This is a genomic window from Leifsonia sp. McL0607, from assembly GCF_049993355.1.
Lineage (GTDB): Bacteria > Actinomycetota > Actinomycetes > Actinomycetales > Microbacteriaceae > Leifsonia.
This window is the reverse complement of sequence record NZ_CP188253.1, coordinates 1017728-1040286: the sequence shown is the minus strand read 5'-3', so window position 1 is coordinate 1040286 and position 22559 is coordinate 1017728. Positions and strand designations below refer to the sequence as shown.

Sequence of the window (22559 nt, the reverse complement as noted above, 5' to 3'; positions counted from 1 at the left end):
CCGGCATTCCGGCATTGGTGAACGTCCCCCTAACGGGGGAGCAACAATTGAGGATTACTCGTCATAGACTGGGCGCGCAACAGAGACCCGACCCTGATGCACCAGACAGCCGGCCGACGAGGTACTCGCCTTCGTCCGATGGGCTGTCCCCTTCGTCACGTCGGGTCGCCACTCAACGACCGACGAGAGCGAGAGAAGTCCGATGCACAGTGGGGGAACTGAGCTCAGCATCGCGCTGGTGGGCACACGCGGGGTCCCGGCCCACTACGGCGGTTTCGAGACCTGCGTCGACGAAGTCGGCTCCCGCCTCGCCGAGCGCGGCCACCGCGTGCGCGTGTACTGCCGATCGCAGGAGGCCGACCGCCCAGCCGAATACCACGGCATGGAGCTCGTCCACCGCGGAGCGGTGCACCGCCGCTCCCTCGAGACGCTCAGCCACAGCGGGCTCTCCGTCGCGCACCTGATGACCCACCGCACCGACGTCGCCATCGTCTTCAACGCGGCGAACTCGCCGTATCTCCCCCTGATCCGCGCGGCCCGCATCCCGGTCGCCACGCACGTCGACGGCCTCGAGTGGAGGCGCGACAAGTGGAAGGGCGCAGGCCGGCGGTACTACCGCATGGCCGAGTCGGCCGCCGTGCGCTGGTCGGACGCTCTCATCGCCGACGCGCAGGGCATCGCCGACTACTACCGCGAGGAATTCCACGCCGACTCCCGGCTGATCGCCTACGGGGCACCGCGTGTCGCCGACGGCGACGAACTCCTCGCCACGGCGGACCTCTACCCGCGTGGCTACCACCTCGTGGTCGCCCGCTTCGAGCCGGAGAACCACGTGCACACCATCGTCGACGGTTACCGCCGCAGCGGTGCGACCCTCCCGCTCGTGGTGGTCGGATCGGCGCCGTACGCCGACGAGTACACCGCGCGCGTGCACGCACTCGCTGACGAGCGCGTGCGGTTCCTCGGCGGAGTGTGGGACCAGCAACTGCTCGACCAGCTCTACGCCAACGCCCGCACCTACCTGCACGGGCACTCGGTGGGCGGCACCAACCCGTCGCTGCTGCGTGCGATCGGAGCAGGGACGCCGACGATCGCCTACGACGTGGTGTTCAACCGGGAGGTGCTCGGCTCCGCGGGCGCCTACTTCGACACCGAGGACGCTCTCGCACGGCGGCTGGAGGAGGCGGAGGCGGTCGCCGACGACAGCATGCTGCGCGACGACACGCGTGCGCGCTCCCTCGCCTACGACTGGGACGACGTGGCCGACCGTTACGAGTCCCTCTGTCACGACTTGGCCGACCACGTGCAGGTGCGCACCCACCGCCCCTTGACCACGCAGCGCGTCGGCGCGCAGCCGTCGCCGACACGGAAGGCGCCCGCGGCGGCCATCGCCCGAACGCAACCGCAGACGGTCCAGACGACGCAGACGACCCCGACAACAGAGACGACCCAGGCGACGCACACCACAGAGTCGGCCCGGCCATGAGCGACTCCGCGATCGAGAGTCCCGTGCCGGCCCCCGAGTCCTACGGCTCCGTGCTCCGGAGGCTGTCGGCGGCCCAGAAGCCGGCCGCCCGCAGCGCGCCCGCCTACTCCCGCTTCGTCAACCGCCGCCTCGGCCGGTACATCACGGCCTGGGCCTACCTGGCGCGCCTGACTCCCAACGCGGTCACCGCGATCAGCGCGGTGTGGACGTTCGCCGCGATCGTCCTCCTGATCGTCTTTCCGGCGTCATGGGGGCTCGGCGTAGCCGTCGCCGTCTTCCTGCTCGTCGGCTACGCCTTCGACAGCGCGGACGGTCAGCTCTCCCGGCTCACCGGGCGCAGCAGCCCCGCGGGCGAGTGGCTCGACCACATGGTCGACGCCACGAAGGTGGTCAGCATGCCGCTCGCGCTGCTCGTCGGCTTCTACCTGCACCGCACGGTCGTCGTCGCCTGGCTCGTCGTGCCCCTGATCTCGGCCGTCGTCGCGTCCGTGCTGTTCTTCGGGATGATCCTGACCGAGCAGCTGCGCCGCCGCAGCGGAGCTGTTCCGCTGGCGGAGGACCTCCCCGGCCGACCGTCGTGGCTGCGCGCCGTGCTGGTGCTGCCGATGGACTACGGGGTGTTGTGCGTCTCGTTCGCCCTGCTGGGCTGGCTGCCCGGCTTCCTCGTGGTGTACACGCTCATCGTGATCGCCACCGCACTGTTCCTCGTGGCCGCTGCGGTCAGGTGGTTCCGCGAGCTCCGCACCGAAGGGAGTCCATCATGACGCAGAGACACGAGTTGGGCAATGACCCGGGCGACGACGCCGACACGACCCGCACGGCCCGACCGGAGGCTCCGTCGAAGCGGCGGCGCGTCCTGCTGATCGTCGGCGGCAGCGTCGCCGCGGTGGTCATCGCCGCTGGCATCGTGGTCGCGGCGATCCACGGTGCGACCCCGCAGCCCGGCAAGGGCGTCGCGAACGCTCTCGACCCCGTGGCGACGCAGCTGCCCCGGCCGTCGGAAACAGCGCTCCCGACCCCGTCGACCGCCCCGACGGACGCACCGTCGACCGCGGCCCCGGCGAAACCGGGCGCCGGCACGCTCGATGCGCGCTACGGCGGCGTTGTCGCGAGCACCGCCCAGGTCGCGCAGAACGTGAAGACGCCCGGCGGCCTCACCGCCAATGTGACCTCCGTGGAGGCCTACACCGCCACCGCGACCCGCCCGGGGGAGGTCAGCGGTCCGGCCGTCAAGGTCACGCTGAAGCTCGTCAACGACACCGGATCGGACTTCCCGGTCTCCACCGCGACGGTCAACGCGTACTACGGTTCGGCCTCCACGCCTGCCGACCCGGTGCAGGGCGACAGTGCGTCGAAGCCGTTCACAGGCACGCTGAAGCCCGGCGCCACGGCGACCGCCGTCTACGTCTTCACGGTGCCGTCCGCCGACTCCGGAGACGTCACCCTCACCCTCAGCGACAAGGCGGGCGCGCAGCTCGTGGTCTTCAGATGACGGCGGCGGAGAGGAAAGCACTGGCCGAGGCGGCGTCATTCGAGCCTAGGATGTCCTCGAAACCGCGTGTCGAGCGCGGGGCGCCGTCATACGGGATGGGACGGGAGGGGCTCCGATGAACTCCAAGAAGTACGGACAGGCTTTCCGGAGGTTCTGGTACGTCGTGGTGATCGCGACGATCGTCGGCGCCATCGCCGGGTACGGCCTCTCCCAGCTGGCGACCCCCGTCTACACGGCGACATCCTCCCTGTACTTCTCGTTGAGCTTCGCCGGCACCGCGACCGATCTGAGCCAGGGCTCCACCTACACGCAGAACCAGATGCTCTCGTTCGCGCAGCTCGCCGAGTCCCCGGCCGTGCTGCAGCCGGTGATCGACGACCTGAAGCTCGGCGAGTCGCCGAGCCAGCTAGCGAGCGCGATAACGGTGAGTACGCCGCAGAACACGGTGATCCTCCAGATCGCGGTCGCGGACACCAGTCCGAAGCAGGCAGCTGCCATCGCGGACGCCGTCGCCGCGAACCTCAGCAGCACGGTCGAGCAGATCGCGCCCAAGTCGGCCACCGACAAGACGACCGTCTCGGTGCGTGTCATCGCACCCGCGGCGGTCCCGGACGCGCCGTCGGCCCCCAACACCCGGCTCAACGTGCTCTCCGGCCTCCTGCTCGGCCTCATCCTCGGCGCGCTGATCGTGGTGCTGCGCGAGACGTTCGACACGCGCGTGCACAACGCGGAGACGGCCGTGGAGGTAGCCAAGGCTCCGCTCGTCGGCTCCATCCCGCGCGAGCGCGGAAGCCATCCGGGACTCGTGCTCGTCGACTCGCCGCTCTCCCTCGGCGCGGAGGCGTACCGGCAGCTGCGCTCGAACCTCGAGTTCGTGACGCTGGGCTCCCCGAACCGCGCGATCGTCGTGACCTCGTCGGTGCCGGAGGAGGGCAAGTCCATGATCTCGTCGAACGTCGCCCTGGCGCTCGCCGAGACCGGGCAGCGCGTGCTGCTGATCGACGCCGACCTCCGCCGTCCCATGGTCGCCAGCTACAGCGGGCTCTCGGGAGGCGCGGGACTGACCTCGATCCTCGCCGGCCGCGCCGAGTTCGACGAGGTCGTGCAACGCTGGGGCGCCGGCGAACTCGACGTGCTGGCCTCCGGGCCGATCCCACCGAACCCGAGCGAGCTGCTCTCGTCACGGCGGATGGCCGACCTGCTCGCCCGGCTGCGCGCCGAGTACGACACTGTCGTGATCGACACCGCCCCGCTCGGCTCGGTGGCGGACGCGTCGATCCTCGCACGCCAGGTCGACGGCGCCCTCGTCGTCGTCGACCGCACCCAGGTCCGCAGGCAGCAGCTCGAGCAGACCATCGACTCGCTGCAGAAGTCGGGCGCCGCGGTTCTGGGCATCGTGCTCAACCGCATCCACGCCCGTGCGCAGCGCGGAGCGTACTACGCGCCGGAGACGCCGTCGCGGCGCCTCGGCCTCCCGGCTCGCAAGAGCGGCGAGCACGAGGCGGCGAACGCGAAGTCGAGCCCCCAGCCGGTCGCCGAGCCGGACATTGTAGAGAGCGCTGAGCCGGACATTGTAGAGGCCGCGGCTGCACGACCTGCGGACGGCGAGCCCGCGTCCGAGTCGGCGCGCACGTCGTCCTAGCAGCCGCGACATCCGGCGCTCGAACGTTGGGCGCCGCCTCCTAGCGGAGCTGCGCGGCGGAAGACTCGGGTTCGCCGACCCGGCGCGGGATGCCGATGACGCCGATCTTCATCGCCTCCGGCATCAGCTGGGTGGTCGCGGCGAGGCCGGCGACGAACCAGACGAAGATCGAGTACTGGGTGATGAGCGCCACCGTGGCGAACGCCGGGATCTGCGCGACCAGAGCGACGGTCGCGGCCGTCGCTTTGCCGCGCAGCACCAGCAGGATGCCGAACACCAGCGCTGCCACCACGGCGGCGAGCACGATCACGCCGTTGGTCAGGCCGGTGAGGATGAGCTGGCTGTCGATCGAGCGGAAGTTGCCGAAGTAGAGGGTGCCCGCCGAGTTCTTCTCCGCGGAGCTCGCCACACCGATCGGGTTCATCGTGCCGAACAGCTGGGTGAGGTCGCCTCGATAGTTCGCGCTGTCCGTCGCCTCCGAGCCCGCCTCGTCGAATACCGCGATGACGAGCGGGAACAGCACGGCCGCGGCGATGACGACGACCGTGACGAGGGAGGGTGATCCGAGCGCGCCGGGAGATCGCGTCGCGCATGAAGAGGATGGAGAGCATGATGCCCAGCAAGGCGCACACCATCCCGAATCTTGTGTCGGCCGCGGGCCTGGTGCCGTTGCTGCGGCTCGCGCGCTCTGCAGGGCTAGACGAGTTGGCGCAGTCCCGGTTGAGTGTCCCGACGGACAAGGGCTCCAACGCGGGTGCGAAGGTGATGGCGCCCGCTCGGCTGCGACTCTGTCCTCCGCGAAAGACTCCTGATCCGCCGGCGTCCCGGGCGTGATCCGCGGCTCGATCAGCCGACGAGTGGTTGGATATAAGTTTAATGCTTGCAGTCGGCATTCTGAATTATCAGAAATACGCTACCTTTCATCTAAGGGTGGCGATGATCGTCGCGATCCGCTTAAAGATGAGCGCCGGGAGAATTCGCTTCCTCCGCGCCTTGACTCGAGAACAGTAGGTCGTAGGGGTCATGAGCGATCTTGTATCATCTGCGAACGTGACGCTCTGCGCTGTCGTAGGTGCCGGCGTTTTCTTGGCCTTCATCGCTTTCGCCCAGCGTGTTGGAAGTCGCGGCGATGACGTCGTGTCGCGGTGGCGACGCCGCCGACTTCTTGGTACAGGCGTGGGCATCGTCGTCGGGGCTGCGGTGGCGAGGGCGGCGATCGGACTTTCGGGGGCCGACCGAAGTGGTTCGGTCGCGTGGTACGTCGTCACAGCTGCATTGGCCGGCGGGCTGCTCGGACTCACAGGGGCACGGATTCCACAACAGAAGAGCACTGACCAGGAAACGCGGGCTGCGCACTCCCGTCACATCAGGTTTGAAGACTTCCTGCCTGCTCGGTTCCGATGGGCAACCCGTGTCATCGGGATACTCGCATTGACCGCCTTCATCACGTCGGTTGTCGTCGAGATGCTGCTCGAACGCTTCACCGGGTTCACATCGCCGGGAACGGTCATCGCATTCATCCTCGACCCGCCGATCGCGATGACAGTCCTCGGCGTCAGCGCATGGCTGCTTTTCGAAGTGCGGGGACGTCGAGCCGACGCGCGGGCCTGCGTCGGGTCCTCGGCCGATGCACTCACCATGGATAGTTGCCTTCGGAGACAGAAGCTGATGGATCTTGCATTCAGCGCGATCATTCTGGGAACGATGGGGGTGCTGTTGTCCATGCCGGCCCTTTATCTCGCGCAGACGGTTGACTCTACCCAGGAGGTGCTTGCGTCCTTCCGTTTGATCGTCGAGGCGGTTGCCGCCGGGGCAGTCCTCGTAGTGCTGCTGCGCCCCATTCTGTCGAGAAGGAGCGCCTGCGACCACAATTCAATCGATCGCGCCTAACGGGCATTGGCCTCGACCGCCACCGGTTCCTCCGCTCGCCGCCGCACTCCCAGCACGCCGATTTTCATCGCCTCCGGCATCAGCTGGGTGGTCGCGGCGAGGCCGGCGACGAACCAGACGAAGATCGAGTACTGGGTGATGAGCGCCACCGTGGCGAACGCCGGGATCTGCGCGACCAGAGCGACAGTCGCGGCCGTCGCCTTGCCGCGCAGCACCAGCAGGATGCCGAACACCAGCGCTGCCACCACGGCGGCGAGCACGATCACGCCGTTGGTCAGGCCGGTGAGGATGAGCTGGCTGTCGATCGAGCGGAAGTTGCCGAAGTACAGGGTTCCTGCCGAGTTCTTCTCCGCGGAGCTCGCCACACCGATCGGGTTCATCGTGCCGAACAGCTGGGTGAGGTCGCCTCGATAGTTCGCGCTGTCCGTCGCCTCCGAGCCCGCCTCGTCGAATACCGCGATGACGAGCGGGAACAGCACGGCCGCGGCGATGACGACGACCGTGACGAGGGTGATCCGCGCGCGGCGGGAGATCGCGTCGCGCATGAAGAGGATGGAGAGCATGATGCCCAGCAAGGCGCACACCATCCCGATCCGGCTGAACGAGAAAACGGTCGCGACCAGCATCGTCAGCGACATCGCGACGCGCACCCAGAACCGGAAGGGCGATGCCAGCGTGATCGGGATCGCCATCGCGAGGCTCGCGCCCAGGGCGATGGAATGCCCGAAGGCTCCCTCGGCGCGGGGAACGCCTCCGCGCGACTGGATCGAGCCCCACGCCGTGTACAGCGAGTTCGGCGCCTTGATCAGCACGAACGGGTTGAAGTGAGTCAGGCCCTCCACGATCGCCAGCAGCGCGACGACCGTGAAGCAGATCGCGATGGCGCCGTGGATCCACAGCGGGTCCACGCGCAGCGGCGCGATCCTGCCGACGACGTAACCGGCGACGAAGTAGGTGACCACGATGATGGCGGCGCCGAGTGCGATGCCGGCGTTGCCGGTGAACAGCGAGCAGATCGCGCACACGACGACGAGCGTCATCAGGCCGTCCAGCCAGCTCAGCCGGAACCGGGGCGCCGGCAGAAGAGCCGCCACCACCAGGAAGGCGGCGGCCGTCGCGGGCGGGAGGTAGTAGTTGCCGTTGAAACCGACGCCGAAGCCCAGCCAGATCGGCACGAAGCAGATCGAGACGATCCAGGAGGCCACTGCCAGCTTGGGGTACCGGCGCAGCACGACGAAGCCCAGGATCGCGACAGCGACGGCAGCGGCGATCAGCAGCGTCTTGTCGACGGTAGGAGCGTTGAGCGGACCGTCGGCGAGGTCGATCACGGTGCACCCCTCCCGGTCAGCGTCCGCGCGGGCTCAGCCTCAGGCGGCTCAGCATGCGTCGGCTCAGTTTAGGCGCGCCCGATTCGTTCGCGCTCGCCTCGCTCGCGGTCCCGGTCGTCGCGCGCACCAGCTCTGCGATGCGCTTCTGGTACGACTCCGGGCTGTGCCGCTCCTCGGCTGCTTGCACGTCGCCGTCCAGCAGGGCAGAGGTGTCCGCCCAGTGCTCGACAGCCTGCTGCAGCGCGTCCGCGATCGACTCCGCGTCGCCCGGGGGCACGGTGACGGCCGTCCGGTAGCCGTCGGTGGCCTCCAGCAGCCCGCTGGTCGCGCTGGCGATCACCGGCCGGCCGCTCAGGATGCCCTCCACCGCCGTGTTGCCGAACGGCTCGTCGGCGATCGACGGCACCAGCACGACGTCGCCGGCGCTCAGGTACTCCCACACCGACGGCTGGAAGCCGAGGAACGCGACCCGCGACTGCAGCCGCTTCTCGTCGACCTGGCGCCGCAGATCGTGCTCATACCACTCGTAGCCGGGGAAGACGGCGCCGACGAGGTCGAGCCGCGCGGGCACCCCACGACGTTCGAGCTCGGCGATCGCGTCGATCGCGACGTCCACGCCCTTGCGCGGCGAGAGGCGCCCGATGTAGGTGACCCGCAGGTCCCCGTCGATCGCGGCCCGCGCCGGGCGTCGGTGCTCCGGACCAGGGACGGCGTTGTAGACGACCGTCGTGCGGCGGCCGAGCGACGGGTAGGCGCTGCGGAGCACCTCCACGCTGAACGCGCTGTTGGCGACCACCGTCTGCGCGAGGAGGAGCGGCGCCGAGAGCACCTTCTTGACCACAGGGGAGGCCGAGCCCTCACCCTCGTGCACGTGCACGACGACGGGGATGCGGGCGAGCCGCGCCAGCCCGATCCAGAGCGGGATGGTGACGGTGTTCACGAACACCGCAGCCGGCCGCTCGCGGCGGAGCACAGCGCTTCCGCGCCGCAGGCCGTGGAGGGTCGTGGCCGCGAAGCGCACGAACCCCCGCGCGCGGAGGACGCTCTTGCGGACGACCGGGGTCGGGCAGAGCTCCACCCGCGCCCCGCGTCGTCGCAGTTCCGCGATCAGCGGGCCGTCGGCCGGGACGGCGACGAGCACGTCCCAGCCGTCGGAGACGAGTCCGCTGACCGACTCGAGGAGCACCCGGTCGGAGCCGTACAGCTCCGAACCGGGGTGCGCCACGAGGATGGCCGCGCGAGGCGACCGGGTCACGGTACCGGGACCACCGCGAAGTTGTCCCAGCGCGTGACCACCGGGGTGGTGGTCGCGCTGCCCGAGAGGTACGAGCGGAGGCCGACGGTGCCGGCGACCTGGAGGGCCGCTGTCGAGTCGGTCGTGCTCAGTGCCCAGGCGGTCGGCTCGGCGCCGGTGGCCGACCAGACCTTGGCCCGGATGGTGGTCGGCGAGGTGCCGAACACCTGGACCCGCAGCTTCAGCTGGTCGGTCGGATTGACGACGGTCAGGCCGGTGATGTTCGCCGCCGTGAGGACTGTCGAGCCCTGGAGCAGCTGGAGCTGCACCGCGCCTCCGGCTTTCACCCACACCCGGGCCTCGTAGTCGGCGCTGCCGACCATTCGCCCGATGCCCGAGTAGTAGATGCCGCCTCCGGTCGCCGCCGAATCGGCGGAGAGCGTGACCGTCAGGTCACTGCGGGTGGACGTGACCGACGGCAGGGTCGCTGTCTTGGTCGCGCCCGCCGTTATCGACTGCTGGCCGAACCCGCCTGCGGTGCTGAAGCTGGTCGTGCCGCCCGAGAGTGTCCACGCCCCGCCGGTGTCGGCGTTGCCCCAACCGTTTACGGTGCTCCGTTCGAACGCGTCCTGCGCGAGGGCGCTCGTGACGGTGACCAACTTGGTCGTCGTCGCGGTCGCACCCTGGTTGTCCGTCACGGTGAGGGTCACCGTGTAGGTTCCGGACGTTGCGTAGGTGTGGTTCGCCGTCGCTCCGGTCGCCGTTCCTCCGTCACCGAAGTCCCAGGCGTAGGAGGCGACTGTGCCGTCCGGGTCGCTCGACGCGCTGCCGTTGACCGCGACCGCGAGGCCCGCCGCCGAGGCGGTGAACGAGGCGACCGGCGACTGGTTCGGCGGCAGGGTCGTCGTGACCGGGTGCTGGATCTGGTTGGTCCCACCGGCGTTGTCTATCACGGTGAGGGTCACGGTGAAGGCTCCCGCCGTGGCGTACGTGTGGCTCGCCGTGGCTCCCGTGCCGGTCGCTCCGTCACCGAAGTCCCAAGCGTAGGAGGCGACAGTGCCGTCTGGGTCGGACGAGGTCGAGCCGTCGAACGACGCGGCCAGGTTGGTGACCGAGGAGGTGAACGCGGCCACAGGGGGCTGGTTCGCCACGACCGTGATCGGGTTGGTCACGCTTGTCTGGGCGCCCTTGTCGTCCGTCACCGTCAGCGTCACCTGGTAGGTGCCGGCAGTCGCGTACGTGTGGCTGACCGTGGAGCCCGTTCCGGTGGATCCGTCGCCGAAGCCCCAGGCCCACGAGGCGACCGTCCCGTCGGGATCGGATGACGTGGTTCCGTCGAACGCGGCCGCGAGGTACGTCGAGCTCGAGGTGAACGAGGCCACCGGCGGCTGGTTCGGCGGCGGTGCGACGACGCTCACGCCCTGGCTGGTCGTGTTGGTCCCTCCCTGGTTGTCGGTCACCGTGAGGGTGACGTTGTAGCTGCCGCCCTGCAGGTAGGTGTGGCTGGCTGTCGGGCCGGTCGCGAGCGATCCGTCACCGAAGTCCCAGGCGTACGAGGCGATCGTGCCGTCGGGGTCGGTCGAGGCCGATCCATCGACGTTCACGGTGAGGCCCGACGTGGACTGCGTGAACGAGGCCACCGGCGTCTGGTTCGGAAGCGTGCCGCTCGTCGCCAGGCTGTAGTGGTTGATCACGTCTTGGGCCGAGAGCACCGACGAGTAGACCGCCGCCTCGTCCAGCGTCCCCTTGAAGTAGGGTCCGGTGGAGCCCCAGGTGTTGTCTCCGCCGATCCGCCAGTAGCCGCTGTACGACTGCGCTTGCGTCTGCGGGTTCGTGCCGACCAGCTGGCCGTCGACATACAGCTTCATGCCGTCCGGACCCTGGGTCGCGACTGCTTGATGCCACTGGTTGTTGTTCAGCGGGTTCGGGGAGGTGACGGTGTTCGCCTGCCCGGTCCAGGTGCCGAACACGATGCGCCCGTCGTCCTGCATGTAGACGTGACGGTCGTAGTTGCTCGACAGTCCGGTCTGGGCGTCGCCGAACCCCATGAGCTTGCCGCCCTTCGTGGTGCTCGTCTTGAACCAGATCTCCTCCGTGTACACGGTCGGGTTGGTGACCGGTGCGCTGCTCACCACGATGCCGCCGGTCGAGCCGGAGTTGTTGGTGTTGAACAGCCACGCCTTGTCGGTCGTCCCCGGAAGCACGCCCTGCTGGTTCTTGGTCGTGTTGGTGCCGGAGGCGGTCCCTCTCGTGCCGTACGGGTCGGAGCCGTTCGCCGTCGTTCCGGAGGTCTCCTCGAGCCGCCAGTAGATGTCGGGCGAGTCGTTGTAGACCGCCTGGCCGTAGGCGTCGGTCGGGGCCTGGTTGAGCGGCGACGGGCGACCGGAGGCGATGTACTGGTTGGTCACCGTCGTCTTGTCGAGCACCGTCGGGTACATCGACACCTGGCCGATGTCGCCGGCGAAGAAGTTGCTCGACGGCTGGTTGGTCCACCCGCCCAGGTTGTCTCCGCCGATCCTCCAGTAGCCGTTGTACGACTGGCCGGCGGTCACGTCGGTGCGCGCTCCGGCGGGCTTGCCGTCGAGGTAGAGGCGCATGCCGTTGGCGCCGAGTGACGCGGTCACTTGGTGCCACTGGCCGTCGTTGTAGCCCGGTCCAGTGTTCAGTGTGGCAACTCCGCCCGGGTAGACCCCGAAGAAGATCCGGCCGGCGTTGTCCATGTAGATGTGCCGGTCGTAGCTGGAGGACGTTCCGGTGTTGGAGTCTCCGAAGCCGAGGATCTTTCCGCCGGAGGTCGTCGTGGTCCGGAACCACGCCGACACCGTGAAGGCGTTCGGCCCGGGGATGGGCGTCGAGGTCACGGCGAAGCTGCTCGACCCGTTGAAGGTCGACGCGGTCACTCCGTTGATAGGCCCGGTGGCACCCTGCGTGATGGCGGTCTCGGTCAGGTCGGTGAACCCGACGTGGTCGAGGGCGGTGGTGCCGCTGGACTCGTCGAACGGCCAGTACGAGGCTGCGCCCGCCTGCGTCACCGAGTCGGCGTAAGCGCCTCCGCTGCTGGTGGCCGCCACGGTCACCGCGTTCGTGTCACGTGAGGTCATGTTCCCCACCGGGTCGTACACCTTCACGTGGTAGATCGGATGGCTTCCCGGTGTGAGCCCGGAATCCACGAATCCGATCATCGGTCGCGTGTAGAAGTTCGAGTGCACGGTGGTCTGGTACACGGGAGTGGTCCCGTTGTCCCGGTAGACCTTGTAGGTCAGGTAGCCGTTGTCCCTGTCGTAGGTGGCCGCGAAGCCGACGCGCACCTGGCCGGCATTGAACGACGCCGCCGTCGGGGTGAGCGGGATTCCCTGCGGGGCGACCTTGTTCGGTGCGGAGGCCGTCAGCGCGAAGCGGGCGAGGCCCTGTGTCGCGACGCCGTCCACCGACGGGAACTCGCCGCCGTAGACGACGTACTTGTCGTTGCCGGAGACGTTCCAGGTGGCCTGGCCCTGACCGGTGAAGGTACCGGTCGTCCAGTCGGGGAACCAGTCCAGCAGCGACGGGGAGGGGTTGCCCGCCCAGTTGTAGTAGCCGTACGGGTCGTTCGTGATCGTCCCGGTCGCCGCCTTGCTGAAGGCGAGCGAGTGGTGGAACGTCCACGTCGGGCTGGTCTGCGGGAAGCCGCCGATGTTGCCGCAGTAATGGATGTGCCCTGCGATGTACAGCGCGTTGTCGGCCTGCGGGTACACGGAGTACGTGTCACCGTGGCAGTCCTCGATCCAGTTGATCGCTCCCGTGTTCGGGTCGGCGGAGAAGCTGCCCTCCAGGTTGCCTCCCGAGCCGAACACGTAACCGGAGCCGTAGACGCGGTCGTTGGTCGTCGCCAGCGAGTAGATGCTCGCCTGCGATCCCGCGTCGCGCACGGTCTGGTTCGCCGCAAAGGGCAGGATGGCCGCGGTACTGGCGTCGACGGCGACGAGGCCGTAGTTGGCGACGCCTCCGACGTTCTGGAACCGGCCGCCGGCGATCACCTTGGAGCCGTCCTTGGTCAGCGCGGTCGCATAGACCGAGTCATCCGCGTCCGCCTGCCAGTTGAGCGTCGAGCCGTCCGTGGCGCTCACCGCGGCGAGGTAGGCCCGCGCCACGCCGTTGACGGTGGTGAAGTCGCCGCCGGTGTACACCGCCGTGTTGGAGGCGGTCACCGCGCGCGCGGTCGTCGACAGAATCGGCTTGAAAGCGCTGACGATCGTGTTCGTCGCGGTGGAGAACGAGGCAAGGCGGTAGTAGCCCTTGCCGTCGATCGAGGTGAAGTCGCCTGCCACGTAGATGCGGGCCCCGTCGGGGGACGCCGTGATCGAGAGCGCCTGTGCGTTCAGGTTCGGCGCGAACGGCAGCAGGGCGCCTGTCGTGATGTTGTAGGCGAGAAGGTTGTTGCGGGGCGTCTCATTGGTCCCCGCGGGCGAGCCGGCCGGCCGTGCAGACGTGAACTTGCCTGCGACGTAGACGGTGTTGCCGACGACCACCTGCGACCACACGACTCCGTTGATCTGCGGGGTGGGCAGAACGTCGGCGGTGACGGTCGGCGGAGTCGCGGGATTCGTCGGATCGGGTGGTGCGCTGTCGGCCGCGGCGGGCTGGGCGATTGCCAGTCCTCCGAAGATGAGGCCGACGGCCGTGAGGACGGCGGTCGCAATGCCCAGCGAGCGAGCGCGTGGGGCTTTTTCAGTACTCATGACAACCTCGGTGTCTGTTCGGTCGGGAAGGTGCTCGGGATTGCGGTGCGGGTACCGGGGGCGCGACTAGTACGCCCCCACGGGATGTGTCAGCACCTTGGCGGTGCGCCAGATGATGACGAGGTCGCCGGTGAGCGACCAGTTCTCCACGTAGTAGAGATCCAGGCGGACGCTCTCCTGCCAGGAGAGGTCCGAGCGTCCGTTGACCTGCCACATCCCGGTGAGCCCCGGCTTGATGTAAAGGCGCCTGTGCACGTGGTTCTCATAGCCGTCGACCTCCGCGGGGAGGGGCGGCCGGGGCCCGACGAGACTCATCTCGCCGAGGAAGACGTTGAGAATCTGCGGGAGCTCGTCGAGGGAGTACTTGCGCAGCACGCGGCCGACGCGGGTAACCCGCGGGTCGTCGTGGATCTTGAAGAGGAGGCCGTTGCCCTGATTCTTGTCCTGGAGCTCGGCGAGCTGCGCCTCCGCGTCGACGCACATGGAACGGAACTTCAGCATCCGGAACCGCTCGCCGCCGCGGCCGACGCGCTCCTGCGAGAAGATGACCGGGCCGCCGTCGTCGAGCTTGATGGCGATGGCCACGGCCAGGAAGACCGGTGCGAGCAAGAGGAGCGCGAAGCCCGACCCGAAGAAGTCGAACGCGCGCTTGAGCACGTGCTTGCCGCCCTCGAACTGCGGGATCTCCACGTGGATGAGCGGGAGGCCCTCGACCGGGCGGAAGTGGATGCGCGGGCCGGCGATGTCGGTGAGCGGGGAAGCGAGCACGAGTTCGGTCGCCGTGCCCTCGAGCTTCCACGCCAGGCGACGGACGAACTCGCCCCCGCTGAGCGCCCGGCCGGCGACGATCACAGTGTCGGCGCCGAGCCGGGCGGCCGCCTCCGCGACCCCCGACAGGTCGGAGACGACGGGCACCTCCCGCTCAGGGGAGGCGATGCGGCGGCTCAGCTCCGCATCCTTCTTGGCGCCTTTCCGCTTTCCCGTGTCGAGAGCGGCGCCCACGACGTTGTAGGCCGCTCCCGACTTCTGGTGGATCTGGCGCACGACCGTGTCCACGTCGTCGTATCGTCCGACGACGAGGGCCCGTGAGAGATAGTGGTCGAAGGATCGCTGCGTGATCAGCCAATGCCGCCACAGCCAGCGCGAGAACAGCACGCCGCCCATCCCGAGCGGGAGGGCGAGCACGAAGTAGCCACGGGCGATGTCGACCTTGCCGACGAGGAAGAAGATGGCGAGGAGGCCGAAGGTGATGGCCGTCGCGGCGACCACCCTCCGGTACTCGCCGACGCCGACGCCGACGACCCGGGGGTCGCGCGTGTGGTACGCCGCGAGCATGAACATCCACGTCACGGCGATCACGAGCGATACGGTCAGGTAGTCGATGCGCAGGCCGTAGCCTGCGGTTGTGGCGGTGCCCTCGAAGCCGAAACGCACGAAGATCGCGCCGATGGTGCTCACCAGGATGATGAGCGTGTCGGTCGCGATCAGGCGGAAGCGGTAGTGCCGCGCCCAGCTGCGCTCGGAGCTGAGCGGGCGGACGTGGCTGTGGCCGTTGTGGGCCAGTGTCGCCAGGCGCGGGCGGAGGACCGTCATCGTGCGGCCTCCGTCCGGTGCGTGGAAGAGCCGACGGCGGCTTGGGGGAAACCGTGGTCTCGAACGGATTCACCGCCGCCGACTCCGTTCCGCGAGGGACGACCGGTGTCCGGCAGGCGCCGCGCACCCCGGATGGGGTCGAGTGCGTGAGGCGCTCGGTGCGATCGTGTCGGGTTCACGGGTCGTCCCTGGGTTCTGGTTGTGCGTTTTCGGGTTCGGTGTGCTCCGGTGGGTCGCTCCGAGCGGGCTTCGGGTCGTTCTCCCGCTATAAAGTGATTGTTCCTCACCAATTCACAAAGGTGAGAATACATCGTTTTTTCAGGTTGGCCCTCCCCGCATTTGGGGGGTGCGGCTCGTCACCGACGGCCGTGACTGCCGGCTGTGGGTGACGAACGGTGGGCTAATCGGTCGCGCGGGAACGCAATGCCGTTCGTCTCGCCACGATGAGGATGCCCGTTCCCGGCGCCAAGAACAGCGCCGCAGCGATCGCCACGGTCGAACTGTCACTGCCGGTGCTCGCAAGCCCCCGCTCGTGGGTCGCTGTCGCTGTCGACTGCTCGGTGGACGCATTCGCGTCACCGGCACCGACGGTGTCGCCGGCCTGAGCCTCCGGACCGGATGCGCCCGGAGGGGTCCCCGGTGTCGTGGCGGGCGGCGCGTTGTCAACAGGGTTGGCGCTGTCGAAGTAGGCGGTGATCGCGGAGCGGCGTCCTGGTCGAGGAATGCGAGTCCGTGACCGGCCTGATCGACTACGAGCAGGTCGGCCTGCGTGCCGAGCTGGTGGGCGGCCGCCTGTGCCCATCGGCACTGGTCCCTGGCCCGCCTGGAAGGTTCGCGACCGTTCCACGCCCCGCCCCACTCGCGAGAACAACGCTCGCAATCAATGCGCAAAAATTAAGCTCACACATGTGGAATTGAACAGGCCAGTGACTGTTCGCTGATGTATCTTATGAGTCTTCGGAGACCCCGTACAGGGCCTCCGACTCGCGAACAGTCGCCCTCGAGTCGCCGTGCGACGTGAGGGTGCGGAGTCGGAGGTCGGGCCTAGGCTGGCGGCATGTGCGGACGCTTCGCGTTGGACAAAGAGACCGACGACATGATCCAGGAGTTCGTCGCCGAGGGCGGCGACTTCCGCGACTGGCGGCCGAGTTGGAACATCGCACCGACCGACCCCATCCCGGTATTCCTCGAGAGCAAGAGGGGGGAGGAGCCGAGCGTGCGCCGTCTCGAGCTCGCGCGCTGGTCGCTCGTCCCGTCGTGGGCCAAAGAGCTTAAGACGAAGGTGCCGACCTTCAACGCCCGGGCGGAGACCGCGGCAGAGAAGCCGATGTTCAAGGCCTCCGTGGCCTCCCGACGCGCGATCATCCCGGCTCGCGGCTACTACGAGTGGCAGACCGACCCCGAGACCAAGAAGAAGACGCCGTTCTTCATCCACTCCGCCGACGGCGAACTGCTGGGCTTCGCCGGTCTGTACGCCTGGTGGGCCGACCCGGCGCTCGCGCGTGACGATCCGGAGCGCTGGCACCTCACGGCGACGGTCCTCACGTCGGACGCCGTGCAGACCCTGTCGGACATCCACGATCGCAACCCGGTGCCGCTTCCGCGCGAGCTCTGGGACCACTGGATCGACCCGACGGTGGTGGGCGACCAGGCGCTCGTCGACGAGGCTGTGCGCGCCGCGCTGCCGGTGGCCGACGCTCTGGTGTTCGACAGGGTCGGACCGGTCGTCGGTGACGGGCCGGAGTTGATCAGGCCGATCGGTGAGGGCTGAGTCGGTCGTCTACTTGGCAAACCTATTGCATGTAATATACACTACTGGAGTTCCAGAGACCACGCATTTGCGCGCCCTATACGTCGCTGCGCTGAGGAACCCGACCCCACCCCGAATCGCAGAAAGGCACCTCCTCCGTGAATCGAACCACCGAGCCGGACGCGAAGCGTCCGCAAGAGAACAAAGCAGGCCTCCAGCGCCGCACGCTCATCGGAGCTGCCGCCTGGGCCGCTCCGGCGATCGCCGCCACCTCGGCCTCGCCGGCGGCGGCGAGCTCCGTAGGGCTGGGAGTGATCACCTTCATCACGAAGACGGCGACGATCAACGGCGGAAGTTCCCTCCTGATCCTCGGCACGGTTGTGCCGGCCACAGGCGGTACGCTCCCCTCGCAGCTCTCCCTCGCCTACACCGGCGCGGTGACCGGTCCGGAGACCCTCACCTTGTCGGGGGGCTTGTTCTCCTTCCAACTCACCGCCGCCAACCCCGGAGCGAACACGCCCTCCACGGTGACGGTGAGTGCTCCCGAGTACGCGCCCGCCGAATACACGTGCACCGTCGTTCCAGCCGTCGTCCGGGGCACGATCGCGATGACCACTACGCCCGACGCGATCCCGAACGGCGAGCAGCGGGTGGCCACAGGCATCCTGAAGCCTCCGCCCGGCGGCACCTTGCCCTCGACGGTGACCGTGACCTCCGGCACGCCGGGAGTAGCCACGGTTCCCGCGACCGTCCCCGTCGCCGCCGACGGAACGTTCAGCATTCCGGTGACCGCCGTCGCCTCGAGCGGCCAAGCGACCATCTCCGTCAGCGCCTCGGGCTTCAGCGTTGCGACGTTCGTCGTCCGCGCCGTCGCAGTAACTGCTGAAACCCTCACGCTCTCTATGCCCTCTGCACCGATGAACACCGGGCGGGGGCTGCCGATGCTCGACGGTTCGGCCGTGTTTACCGCGACACTCGTTCGGGGCGGTGGGGGAGTCGGTGGCGGGGCGGTTACTTTCACCGCGCCCGCGGGCACTTCCTTCCCAGGTGGCGTCCAGACCGTCACGGGGACCACGGACAGCTCGGGGAAAGTCTCCGTGACTCTGATCTCACCAGCGGGCAGCCCGGCGGCGACAAAGACACTCGATGCAGTAGCCGGTTCGTTGTCGGCCAGTCGGCAGTTCATTGTGATCGGCCCGGTTCAGACGGTCGGGTTCGCTGCGCCTCAGATTACCGAAACAACCGACTGGACGGTCGATGGGGTGGAATTCCCTCCGTATCGTCAAGTTCCGCCGCGCCCGGTTTCGGCTGGCACCGATGTCTGGAGAAGCGACACCAATGGCGACACGGGTAACCTTGCTCCGGGATACTGGCTCACGGGGCCCAAACAGGCTTCATTTCTCCCGATCCAACTCATCTGGGGCACGCCTCAGGCGGGTGATGGGTACGCGGCCAATCTCAATAGAATTGTACCGGCGAGGACGTGGAGCTTCGCTTTCCGAAACACGAACGGAGGCCCGATCAACCTGACGATGCGACGACTCGGGGCGGCGGGTGCTGGCTGGACGACTCGACAAAGCTATCCGTTCACGCTCACGTGAATCGGACGCGCCGGTCACCGTTCGGTGGTCGGCGCGTCACCGTCCGCCCGCGCCGCTTCGGTGATCGGCAGGAACACGATGATCCAGCTGAAGATGAGCACGGCCGCGATCAGCTCGACAGCGGTCAGGTTGTAGTACCCGACGGCGAAGAACAGTGCCACCAGTACGATCACGCCGATGAAGATCCAGCCGAACACATAGAAGGTTCGCGGGAGGTGCGGCGCTCGTTTCGTCGTGGGCCGAAGAGCTCGAGAGCACGGTGCCGACCTTCAACGCCCGGGCGGAGACCGCGGCCGAGAAGCCGATGTTCAAGTACACGTTCGCGACTATGCCGAACTACCGTGTGGTCGTCAGCATTCCGTATTGAGCGACGGTTCAGCTGTCCGTGAGCCGACCGGGCGTGCGTTTGTCGCCGCGCGCTCGGTCGGTCCCTGCGGCGACGGTGATCCGCAGGAACACGATGATCCAGCTGAAGATGAGCACCGCGGCGACCAGCTCGACGGCGGTCAGGTTGTAGTAGCCGACGGCGAAGAACAGGGCGACCAGTACGATCACGCCGATGAACACCCAGCCGAGCACGTAGAACGCGGGCGGCAGGTGCGGCATCATCCAGCGGATCCCGATGGCCAGCAGGCAGAACACCACGGCCATCCCGGTCGCCGCCGTGTTGTGCAGCAGGAAGAAGCGGTTCACCGGGAAGAGCCCGACGCACGCGAGCATCGCGCCGACGATGATGAGCGAGATCCGTACCTGCAGCTCGCCGCGGGTCGGGCGCCGCTCGAGGCTGCCACTGTCGGTGGCGTACCGGGCGATGGCCGTCACGAGCACGCCTCCCACGATCACGGTGATGTTGAACGTCGCGGCCGACCAGTCGTCGGTGATGCCGAGCACGCTCAGGTTCTGCTTCCACCAGTGCGGGTTGGAGGCCGTGAACATGCTCGTCAGCGCCCCGACGACCAGGAAGGTCGCGAGCACCGTCGACAACAGCAACGGGTTCATGTCGGCGGCGGCCAGGAACACGTAGTAGGCCGAGACCGCCGCCGCCGTGCCGACGAGCAAAGTCGCCGGAAGGGCGAACACCTGCGCGTCCTGGAAGCTGCGCGCGAGCACGTCGCTCAGCACGGTCCAGAGCAGCAGGACGACGACGGCGTGCGCGACCGACATCGCCAGCGAGTCGAACACCTCCACCGCTGCCCCCACCCGTGAGCGCTGCTCCTTGGGGCGGCTGAACCACGGGATGCTCCAGGTCGTCACGCGTCCGCCGCCGTAGGACACGAGGGCGACGACGCAGCAGGCGATCGCGGCGAATTGGCCGACCGACCCGGCGCCGGCGATCGAGAGGTCATGACCGGCGAAGACGAAAAACGCCACAGCCCCGACAGCGACGAACGCGAGCGCGCCCATGCCCAGCGCGAGCGACTCGACGGACGCAGCCCGCAGGCGGCGCGAGAACCGGTCCGCGGCCCTGCGCTCGCCGACAGCCTCCTGCGAGATCGCCGTGTTCATGGTCAGAGCATATTCTCGACCGTCCCCACTGCCGAGAGGGCACTACGCCGAGGGGCCGCTGCGTCGCCGGAGCGAGCCTTCAGCGAGTCAGCTCGATGAGCATCGTGCGATGGGTCGGGATGCTGCGCCCGGTCGCCTCGAAGCCCAGAGCCTCCAACTCGGCGAGCCCGTAGTGGTGGAGGCTGGAGTCGACGTCGTTCTCGACCAACCAGACCCGCTGGACACCGTCGAAGCGCCCGAGCTCCGCGGCCTTCGGAACCGAGTACACCCGATCGGCCCAGCCGATGTTGCGATCGTACGGCGTCCGCAGAGTGGGGTCGCTGACCGCGGCGAAGCCCGCCGGGTACGTGTGCATGGCGAGCCGCGGCCGCCTGGACGGCCTGGTGGACTCGTCGAAGACCACCGCGTCTCCGGGCCGCGCGGCCGCGCCCATCGCCGCGCTGACCTCCGCCCAGTCGGAGTTGTTCTTGGAGTAGGGGCCGCGCTGCGACAGGTAGACGGGCGTGCACACGGCGACGAAGGCGAGCAGCCCTGCCCCGGTCACCGCGACGGCGGGCACGCCGGCTCGACGTGAGAGGATGCGACCCAGCACGAGCAGTCCCTCGGCGATGAGCAGCGCGGCGGCGGGGGCGGCGAACGTGGAGTACCGCGCCGTGTACATCGGGAAGGCGAGGTTGACCACCAGCAACGTGCCGGTCGGCAGGATCAGCCAGCACGCGCCGACCAGTGCCCCAGACACTGGCCGCGGCGTCTGCGGCGACGGCTCGGGTACCGACTCGATCGGCAGAAGCCACGACCTGTCCGCCTCCCGCCCGGCTCTGCCCCAGCGCGCGTACGCGGCGGAGCCGATCGCGAGCGCGATGCACGCCCAGGCCGCGAGGGCGACCCAGCCGTTTGTGAACCACAACGACCACAGCAAGGTGGGCGGGTCGATCGGCTGGTTGCCCAGATAGCCGATCTGGCTGCGCTCCAAGTAGGCCAGGAGAATGAGCGGCGCCAGTGCGAGGAGCGCGCAGCCGGTCGCCACGGCCCACGCGCGCAGGGTAGGACGTGATGCCCGCGAGATCAGGAGGATGGCGAGGTGCGCCACGGCGATCGACGCCGTGTAGAGAAAGAGGTACGAGGTGAGCGCCAGCCCGGTGGCGTAGACGGCCCAGCAGGTGCGTCGCGCAGAGGCGGGAGCCGAGCGGCCGCCTCCGTCGATGAGCCAGAGCAGCAGCACAGTCAGCCACCCGGAGGCCGCTGCGGTGAAGGCGAACGATCGTGCCTCCTCGCCGGCGTAGGTCATCCGCGGGAGGACGCACGCGACGATGCCCGTCGCGACGGCGGCCTTCGGGCCTCCACGCCGCCCGGCGAGCAGAGTGACGGCCGCGACCGCGAAGCCGATCGCGACGGCGCTCGGCAACCGCAGAGCGAACGGACTGTCGCCCGCCAGCCGGATCCAGCCGTGCATGCCGAGGTAGTAGAGGCCGTGCACGGCGTCAACGTGGAAGAGCATCGGCAGAAGTGTGGCGACGGGACGTCGCGCGGACATCACCGTGGCGGCCTCGTCGCCCCAGAGCGACGGGACCCAGCTGCCTGAGGCGCACACGATCGTCGCGACGAGCCCGAACGCGACCGCGATCGTCCACGGCCTCATCGCCCGGAGCGGCTCGGTGCCGGTCCGGCGATCAGATGCGGTCAGCGTGCCAGTTGCCACTAGATATCGCGTCCTGCCAACAATCGCGTCGCCCCCAAAATATCGCGTCCCCCTCGTTCTCGCACGCGTACGTGAACCAGGGTTCAGCCAACCAGACGACTCCGGGGAGTCCCTGGGAAGCACTGCGGAAGCACTCAATCTCGGGATGATTCGCCCGCCGGCGAGGCGGAATTCGGCGGATCGTCGTCAGCCCGGACCCCGGGAGGCAGACCTGAAGCCTGCCGCCCGGGATCCCCCCACACACCTCGGGAAGACGCCGTGTCCGTGATCCACACGACGCCGCGTCCGACGTGATGCCATCACCTTACGTGCGCGCGCAGACCCCGGGCAGGGGATTTACGGGGCTGGGCCGAGGTGGTACCCGAGCGCGCCAACGAGTTAGCAGGACACGCCGCCCCTTCGGCCGCGCGGCGTGTCCTGCCAACTCGTTGAACCTGCCGACGGAAGTCAGCTGCGGGAGGCGCGCCCCGGCGCAGCCAGCCCACGATCGCCGTGATGACGAAGAACGCGATCCCCAGGATCGCCAGCCACAACAGGCCCTTCACGGCGAAGCCGAGGATCGCGAGGACGAGCCAGACCACGAGCAGGATGATTATCAGAGCTACCATGCGACCACCGAA

General features: G+C 68.4%; 17 protein-coding genes and 1 pseudogene. 9 read left to right on the top strand and 9 right to left on the bottom strand.

Going from position 1 to position 22559, the window contains the following annotated elements; translation table 11 throughout:
* Window positions 1–202 precede the first annotated feature (202 nt).
* The 4 genes from ACPPVW_RS05050 to ACPPVW_RS05035 all read left to right on the top strand — a co-directional run bounded on the left by ACPPVW_RS05050 (window position 203) and on the right by ACPPVW_RS05035 (window position 4620).
* Window positions 203–1486 (top strand): DUF1972 domain-containing protein, encoded by a 1284-nt coding sequence (locus ACPPVW_RS05050; RefSeq protein ID WP_426625432.1) that lies wholly within the window; start codon window positions 203–205, stop codon window positions 1484–1486.
* Window positions 1483–2250, top strand: a complete 768-nt coding sequence (locus tag ACPPVW_RS05045) for a CDP-alcohol phosphatidyltransferase family protein (protein WP_426625431.1) — start codon at window positions 1483–1485, stop codon at window positions 2248–2250. The genes ACPPVW_RS05050 and ACPPVW_RS05045 overlap by 4 nt, the downstream gene beginning before the upstream one ends.
* Entirely contained in the window at window positions 2247–2978 is a 732-nt protein-coding gene (locus tag ACPPVW_RS05040) for a hypothetical protein (RefSeq protein ID WP_426625430.1), read from the top strand. The genes ACPPVW_RS05045 and ACPPVW_RS05040 overlap by 4 nt, the downstream gene beginning before the upstream one ends.
* Window positions 2979–3093: 115 nt before the next feature.
* Window positions 3094–4620, top strand: coding sequence for a polysaccharide biosynthesis tyrosine autokinase (locus tag ACPPVW_RS05035; RefSeq protein ID WP_426625429.1), 1527 nt, complete (start codon window positions 3094–3096; stop codon window positions 4618–4620).
* Window positions 4621–4660: 40 nt separating this feature from the next.
* Here ACPPVW_RS05035 and ACPPVW_RS05030 read toward each other — a convergent pair whose 3' ends face one another.
* Entirely contained in the window at window positions 4661–5143 is a 483-nt protein-coding gene (locus tag ACPPVW_RS05030) for a hypothetical protein (RefSeq protein WP_426625428.1), read from the bottom strand.
* Window positions 5144–5211: 68 nt separating this feature from the next.
* On the opposite strand from ACPPVW_RS05030, the pseudogene ACPPVW_RS05025 reads away from it, so the two are divergent.
* Window positions 5212–5385 (top strand): annotated as a pseudogene (locus ACPPVW_RS05025) (IS1380 family transposase); the annotation flags it as partial.
* A gap of 411 nt (window positions 5386–5796) precedes the next feature.
* Window positions 5797–6510, top strand: coding sequence for a hypothetical protein (locus ACPPVW_RS05020; RefSeq protein ID WP_426625427.1), 714 nt, complete (start codon window positions 5797–5799; stop codon window positions 6508–6510).
* Here the strand turns inward: ACPPVW_RS05020 and ACPPVW_RS05015 are convergent.
* From ACPPVW_RS05015 to ACPPVW_RS05000, 4 genes are all read right to left on the bottom strand, one after another.
* Window positions 6507–7838 carry a hypothetical protein gene (locus ACPPVW_RS05015; RefSeq protein ID WP_426625426.1) on the bottom strand — a complete coding sequence of 444 codons (1332 nt, stop codon included), beginning with the start codon at window positions 7836–7838 and terminating at the stop codon, window positions 6507–6509. The genes ACPPVW_RS05020 and ACPPVW_RS05015 overlap by 4 nt on opposite strands.
* A gap of 16 nt (window positions 7839–7854) precedes the next feature.
* Window positions 7855–9093 carry a glycosyltransferase gene (locus ACPPVW_RS05010; RefSeq protein WP_426625425.1) on the bottom strand — a complete coding sequence of 413 codons (1239 nt, stop codon included), beginning with the start codon at window positions 9091–9093 and terminating at the stop codon, window positions 7855–7857.
* Window positions 9090–13790 (bottom strand): PKD domain-containing protein, encoded by a 4701-nt coding sequence (locus ACPPVW_RS05005; protein ID WP_426625424.1) that lies wholly within the window; start codon window positions 13788–13790, stop codon window positions 9090–9092. Before ACPPVW_RS05005 ends, ACPPVW_RS05010 begins: the two co-directional genes overlap by 4 nt.
* Window positions 13791–13856: 66 nt before the next feature.
* A complete protein-coding gene (locus ACPPVW_RS05000; protein WP_426625423.1) occupies window positions 13857–15383 on the bottom strand; it encodes a sugar transferase in 1527 nt (508 codons plus the stop codon).
* A 443-nt stretch (window positions 15384–15826) separates the two neighbouring features.
* On the opposite strand from ACPPVW_RS05000, the gene ACPPVW_RS04995 reads away from it, so the two are divergent.
* From ACPPVW_RS04995 to ACPPVW_RS04985, 3 genes are all read left to right on the top strand, one after another.
* On the top strand, window positions 15827–15988 hold the full coding sequence (locus ACPPVW_RS04995) for a hypothetical protein (protein ID WP_426625422.1): 162 nt from the start codon (window positions 15827–15829) through the stop codon (window positions 15986–15988).
* A gap of 452 nt (window positions 15989–16440) precedes the next feature.
* On the top strand, window positions 16441–17154 hold the full coding sequence (locus ACPPVW_RS04990) for an SOS response-associated peptidase (RefSeq protein WP_426625421.1): 714 nt from the start codon (window positions 16441–16443) through the stop codon (window positions 17152–17154).
* Between the two features lie 137 nt (window positions 17155–17291).
* Window positions 17292–18734: a hypothetical protein gene (locus tag ACPPVW_RS04985; RefSeq protein ID WP_426625420.1), complete on the top strand. Its 1443-nt coding sequence runs from the start codon at window positions 17292–17294 to the stop codon at window positions 18732–18734.
* A gap of 14 nt (window positions 18735–18748) precedes the next feature.
* Here the strand turns inward: ACPPVW_RS04985 and ACPPVW_RS04980 are convergent, their stop codons facing one another.
* The 4 genes from ACPPVW_RS04980 to ACPPVW_RS04965 form a co-directional block, all read right to left on the bottom strand.
* The gene (locus tag ACPPVW_RS04980) at window positions 18749–18907 is read right to left on the bottom strand and encodes a hypothetical protein (RefSeq protein WP_426625419.1); all 159 of its coding nucleotides are present in this window, start codon (window positions 18905–18907) and stop codon (window positions 18749–18751) included.
* Window positions 18908–19109: 202 nt separating this feature from the next.
* Window positions 19110–20240, bottom strand: coding sequence for a hypothetical protein (locus ACPPVW_RS04975; protein WP_426625418.1), 1131 nt, complete (start codon window positions 20238–20240; stop codon window positions 19110–19112).
* A gap of 79 nt (window positions 20241–20319) precedes the next feature.
* Window positions 20320–21879, bottom strand: a complete 1560-nt coding sequence (locus ACPPVW_RS04970) for a glycosyltransferase family 39 protein (protein WP_426625417.1) — start codon at window positions 21877–21879, stop codon at window positions 20320–20322.
* 359 nt (window positions 21880–22238) lie between these two features.
* Window positions 22239–22547, bottom strand: a complete 309-nt coding sequence (locus tag ACPPVW_RS04965; RefSeq protein ID WP_426626358.1) for a hypothetical protein — start codon at window positions 22545–22547, stop codon at window positions 22239–22241.
* Window positions 22548–22559 lie beyond the last annotated feature (12 nt).

Coding starts and splice junctions, on each gene's coding strand:
- ACPPVW_RS04965 (WP_426626358.1), bottom strand. CDS start 22,547: ATGGTAGCTCTGATAATCATCCTGCTCGTGGTCTGGCTCGTCCTCGCG.
- ACPPVW_RS05045 (WP_426625431.1), top strand. CDS start 1,483: ATGAGCGACTCCGCGATCGAGAGTCCCGTGCCGGCCCCCGAGTCCTAC.
- ACPPVW_RS05035 (WP_426625429.1), top strand. CDS start 3,094: ATGAACTCCAAGAAGTACGGACAGGCTTTCCGGAGGTTCTGGTACGTC.
- ACPPVW_RS04995 (WP_426625422.1), top strand. CDS start 15,827: ATGAGGATGCCCGTTCCCGGCGCCAAGAACAGCGCCGCAGCGATCGCC.
- ACPPVW_RS04970 (WP_426625417.1), bottom strand. CDS start 21,879: ATGAGGCCGTGGACGATCGCGGTCGCGTTCGGGCTCGTCGCGACGATC.
- ACPPVW_RS05040 (WP_426625430.1), top strand. CDS start 2,247: ATGACGCAGAGACACGAGTTGGGCAATGACCCGGGCGACGACGCCGAC.
- ACPPVW_RS05000 (WP_426625423.1), bottom strand. CDS start 15,383: ATGACGGTCCTCCGCCCGCGCCTGGCGACACTGGCCCACAACGGCCAC.
- ACPPVW_RS05050 (WP_426625432.1), top strand. CDS start 203: ATGCACAGTGGGGGAACTGAGCTCAGCATCGCGCTGGTGGGCACACGC.
- ACPPVW_RS05005 (WP_426625424.1), bottom strand. CDS start 13,790: ATGAGTACTGAAAAAGCCCCACGCGCTCGCTCGCTGGGCATTGCGACC.
- ACPPVW_RS04990 (WP_426625421.1), top strand. CDS start 16,441: ATGTGCGGACGCTTCGCGTTGGACAAAGAGACCGACGACATGATCCAG.
- ACPPVW_RS04975 (WP_426625418.1), bottom strand. CDS start 20,240: ATGAACACGGCGATCTCGCAGGAGGCTGTCGGCGAGCGCAGGGCCGCG.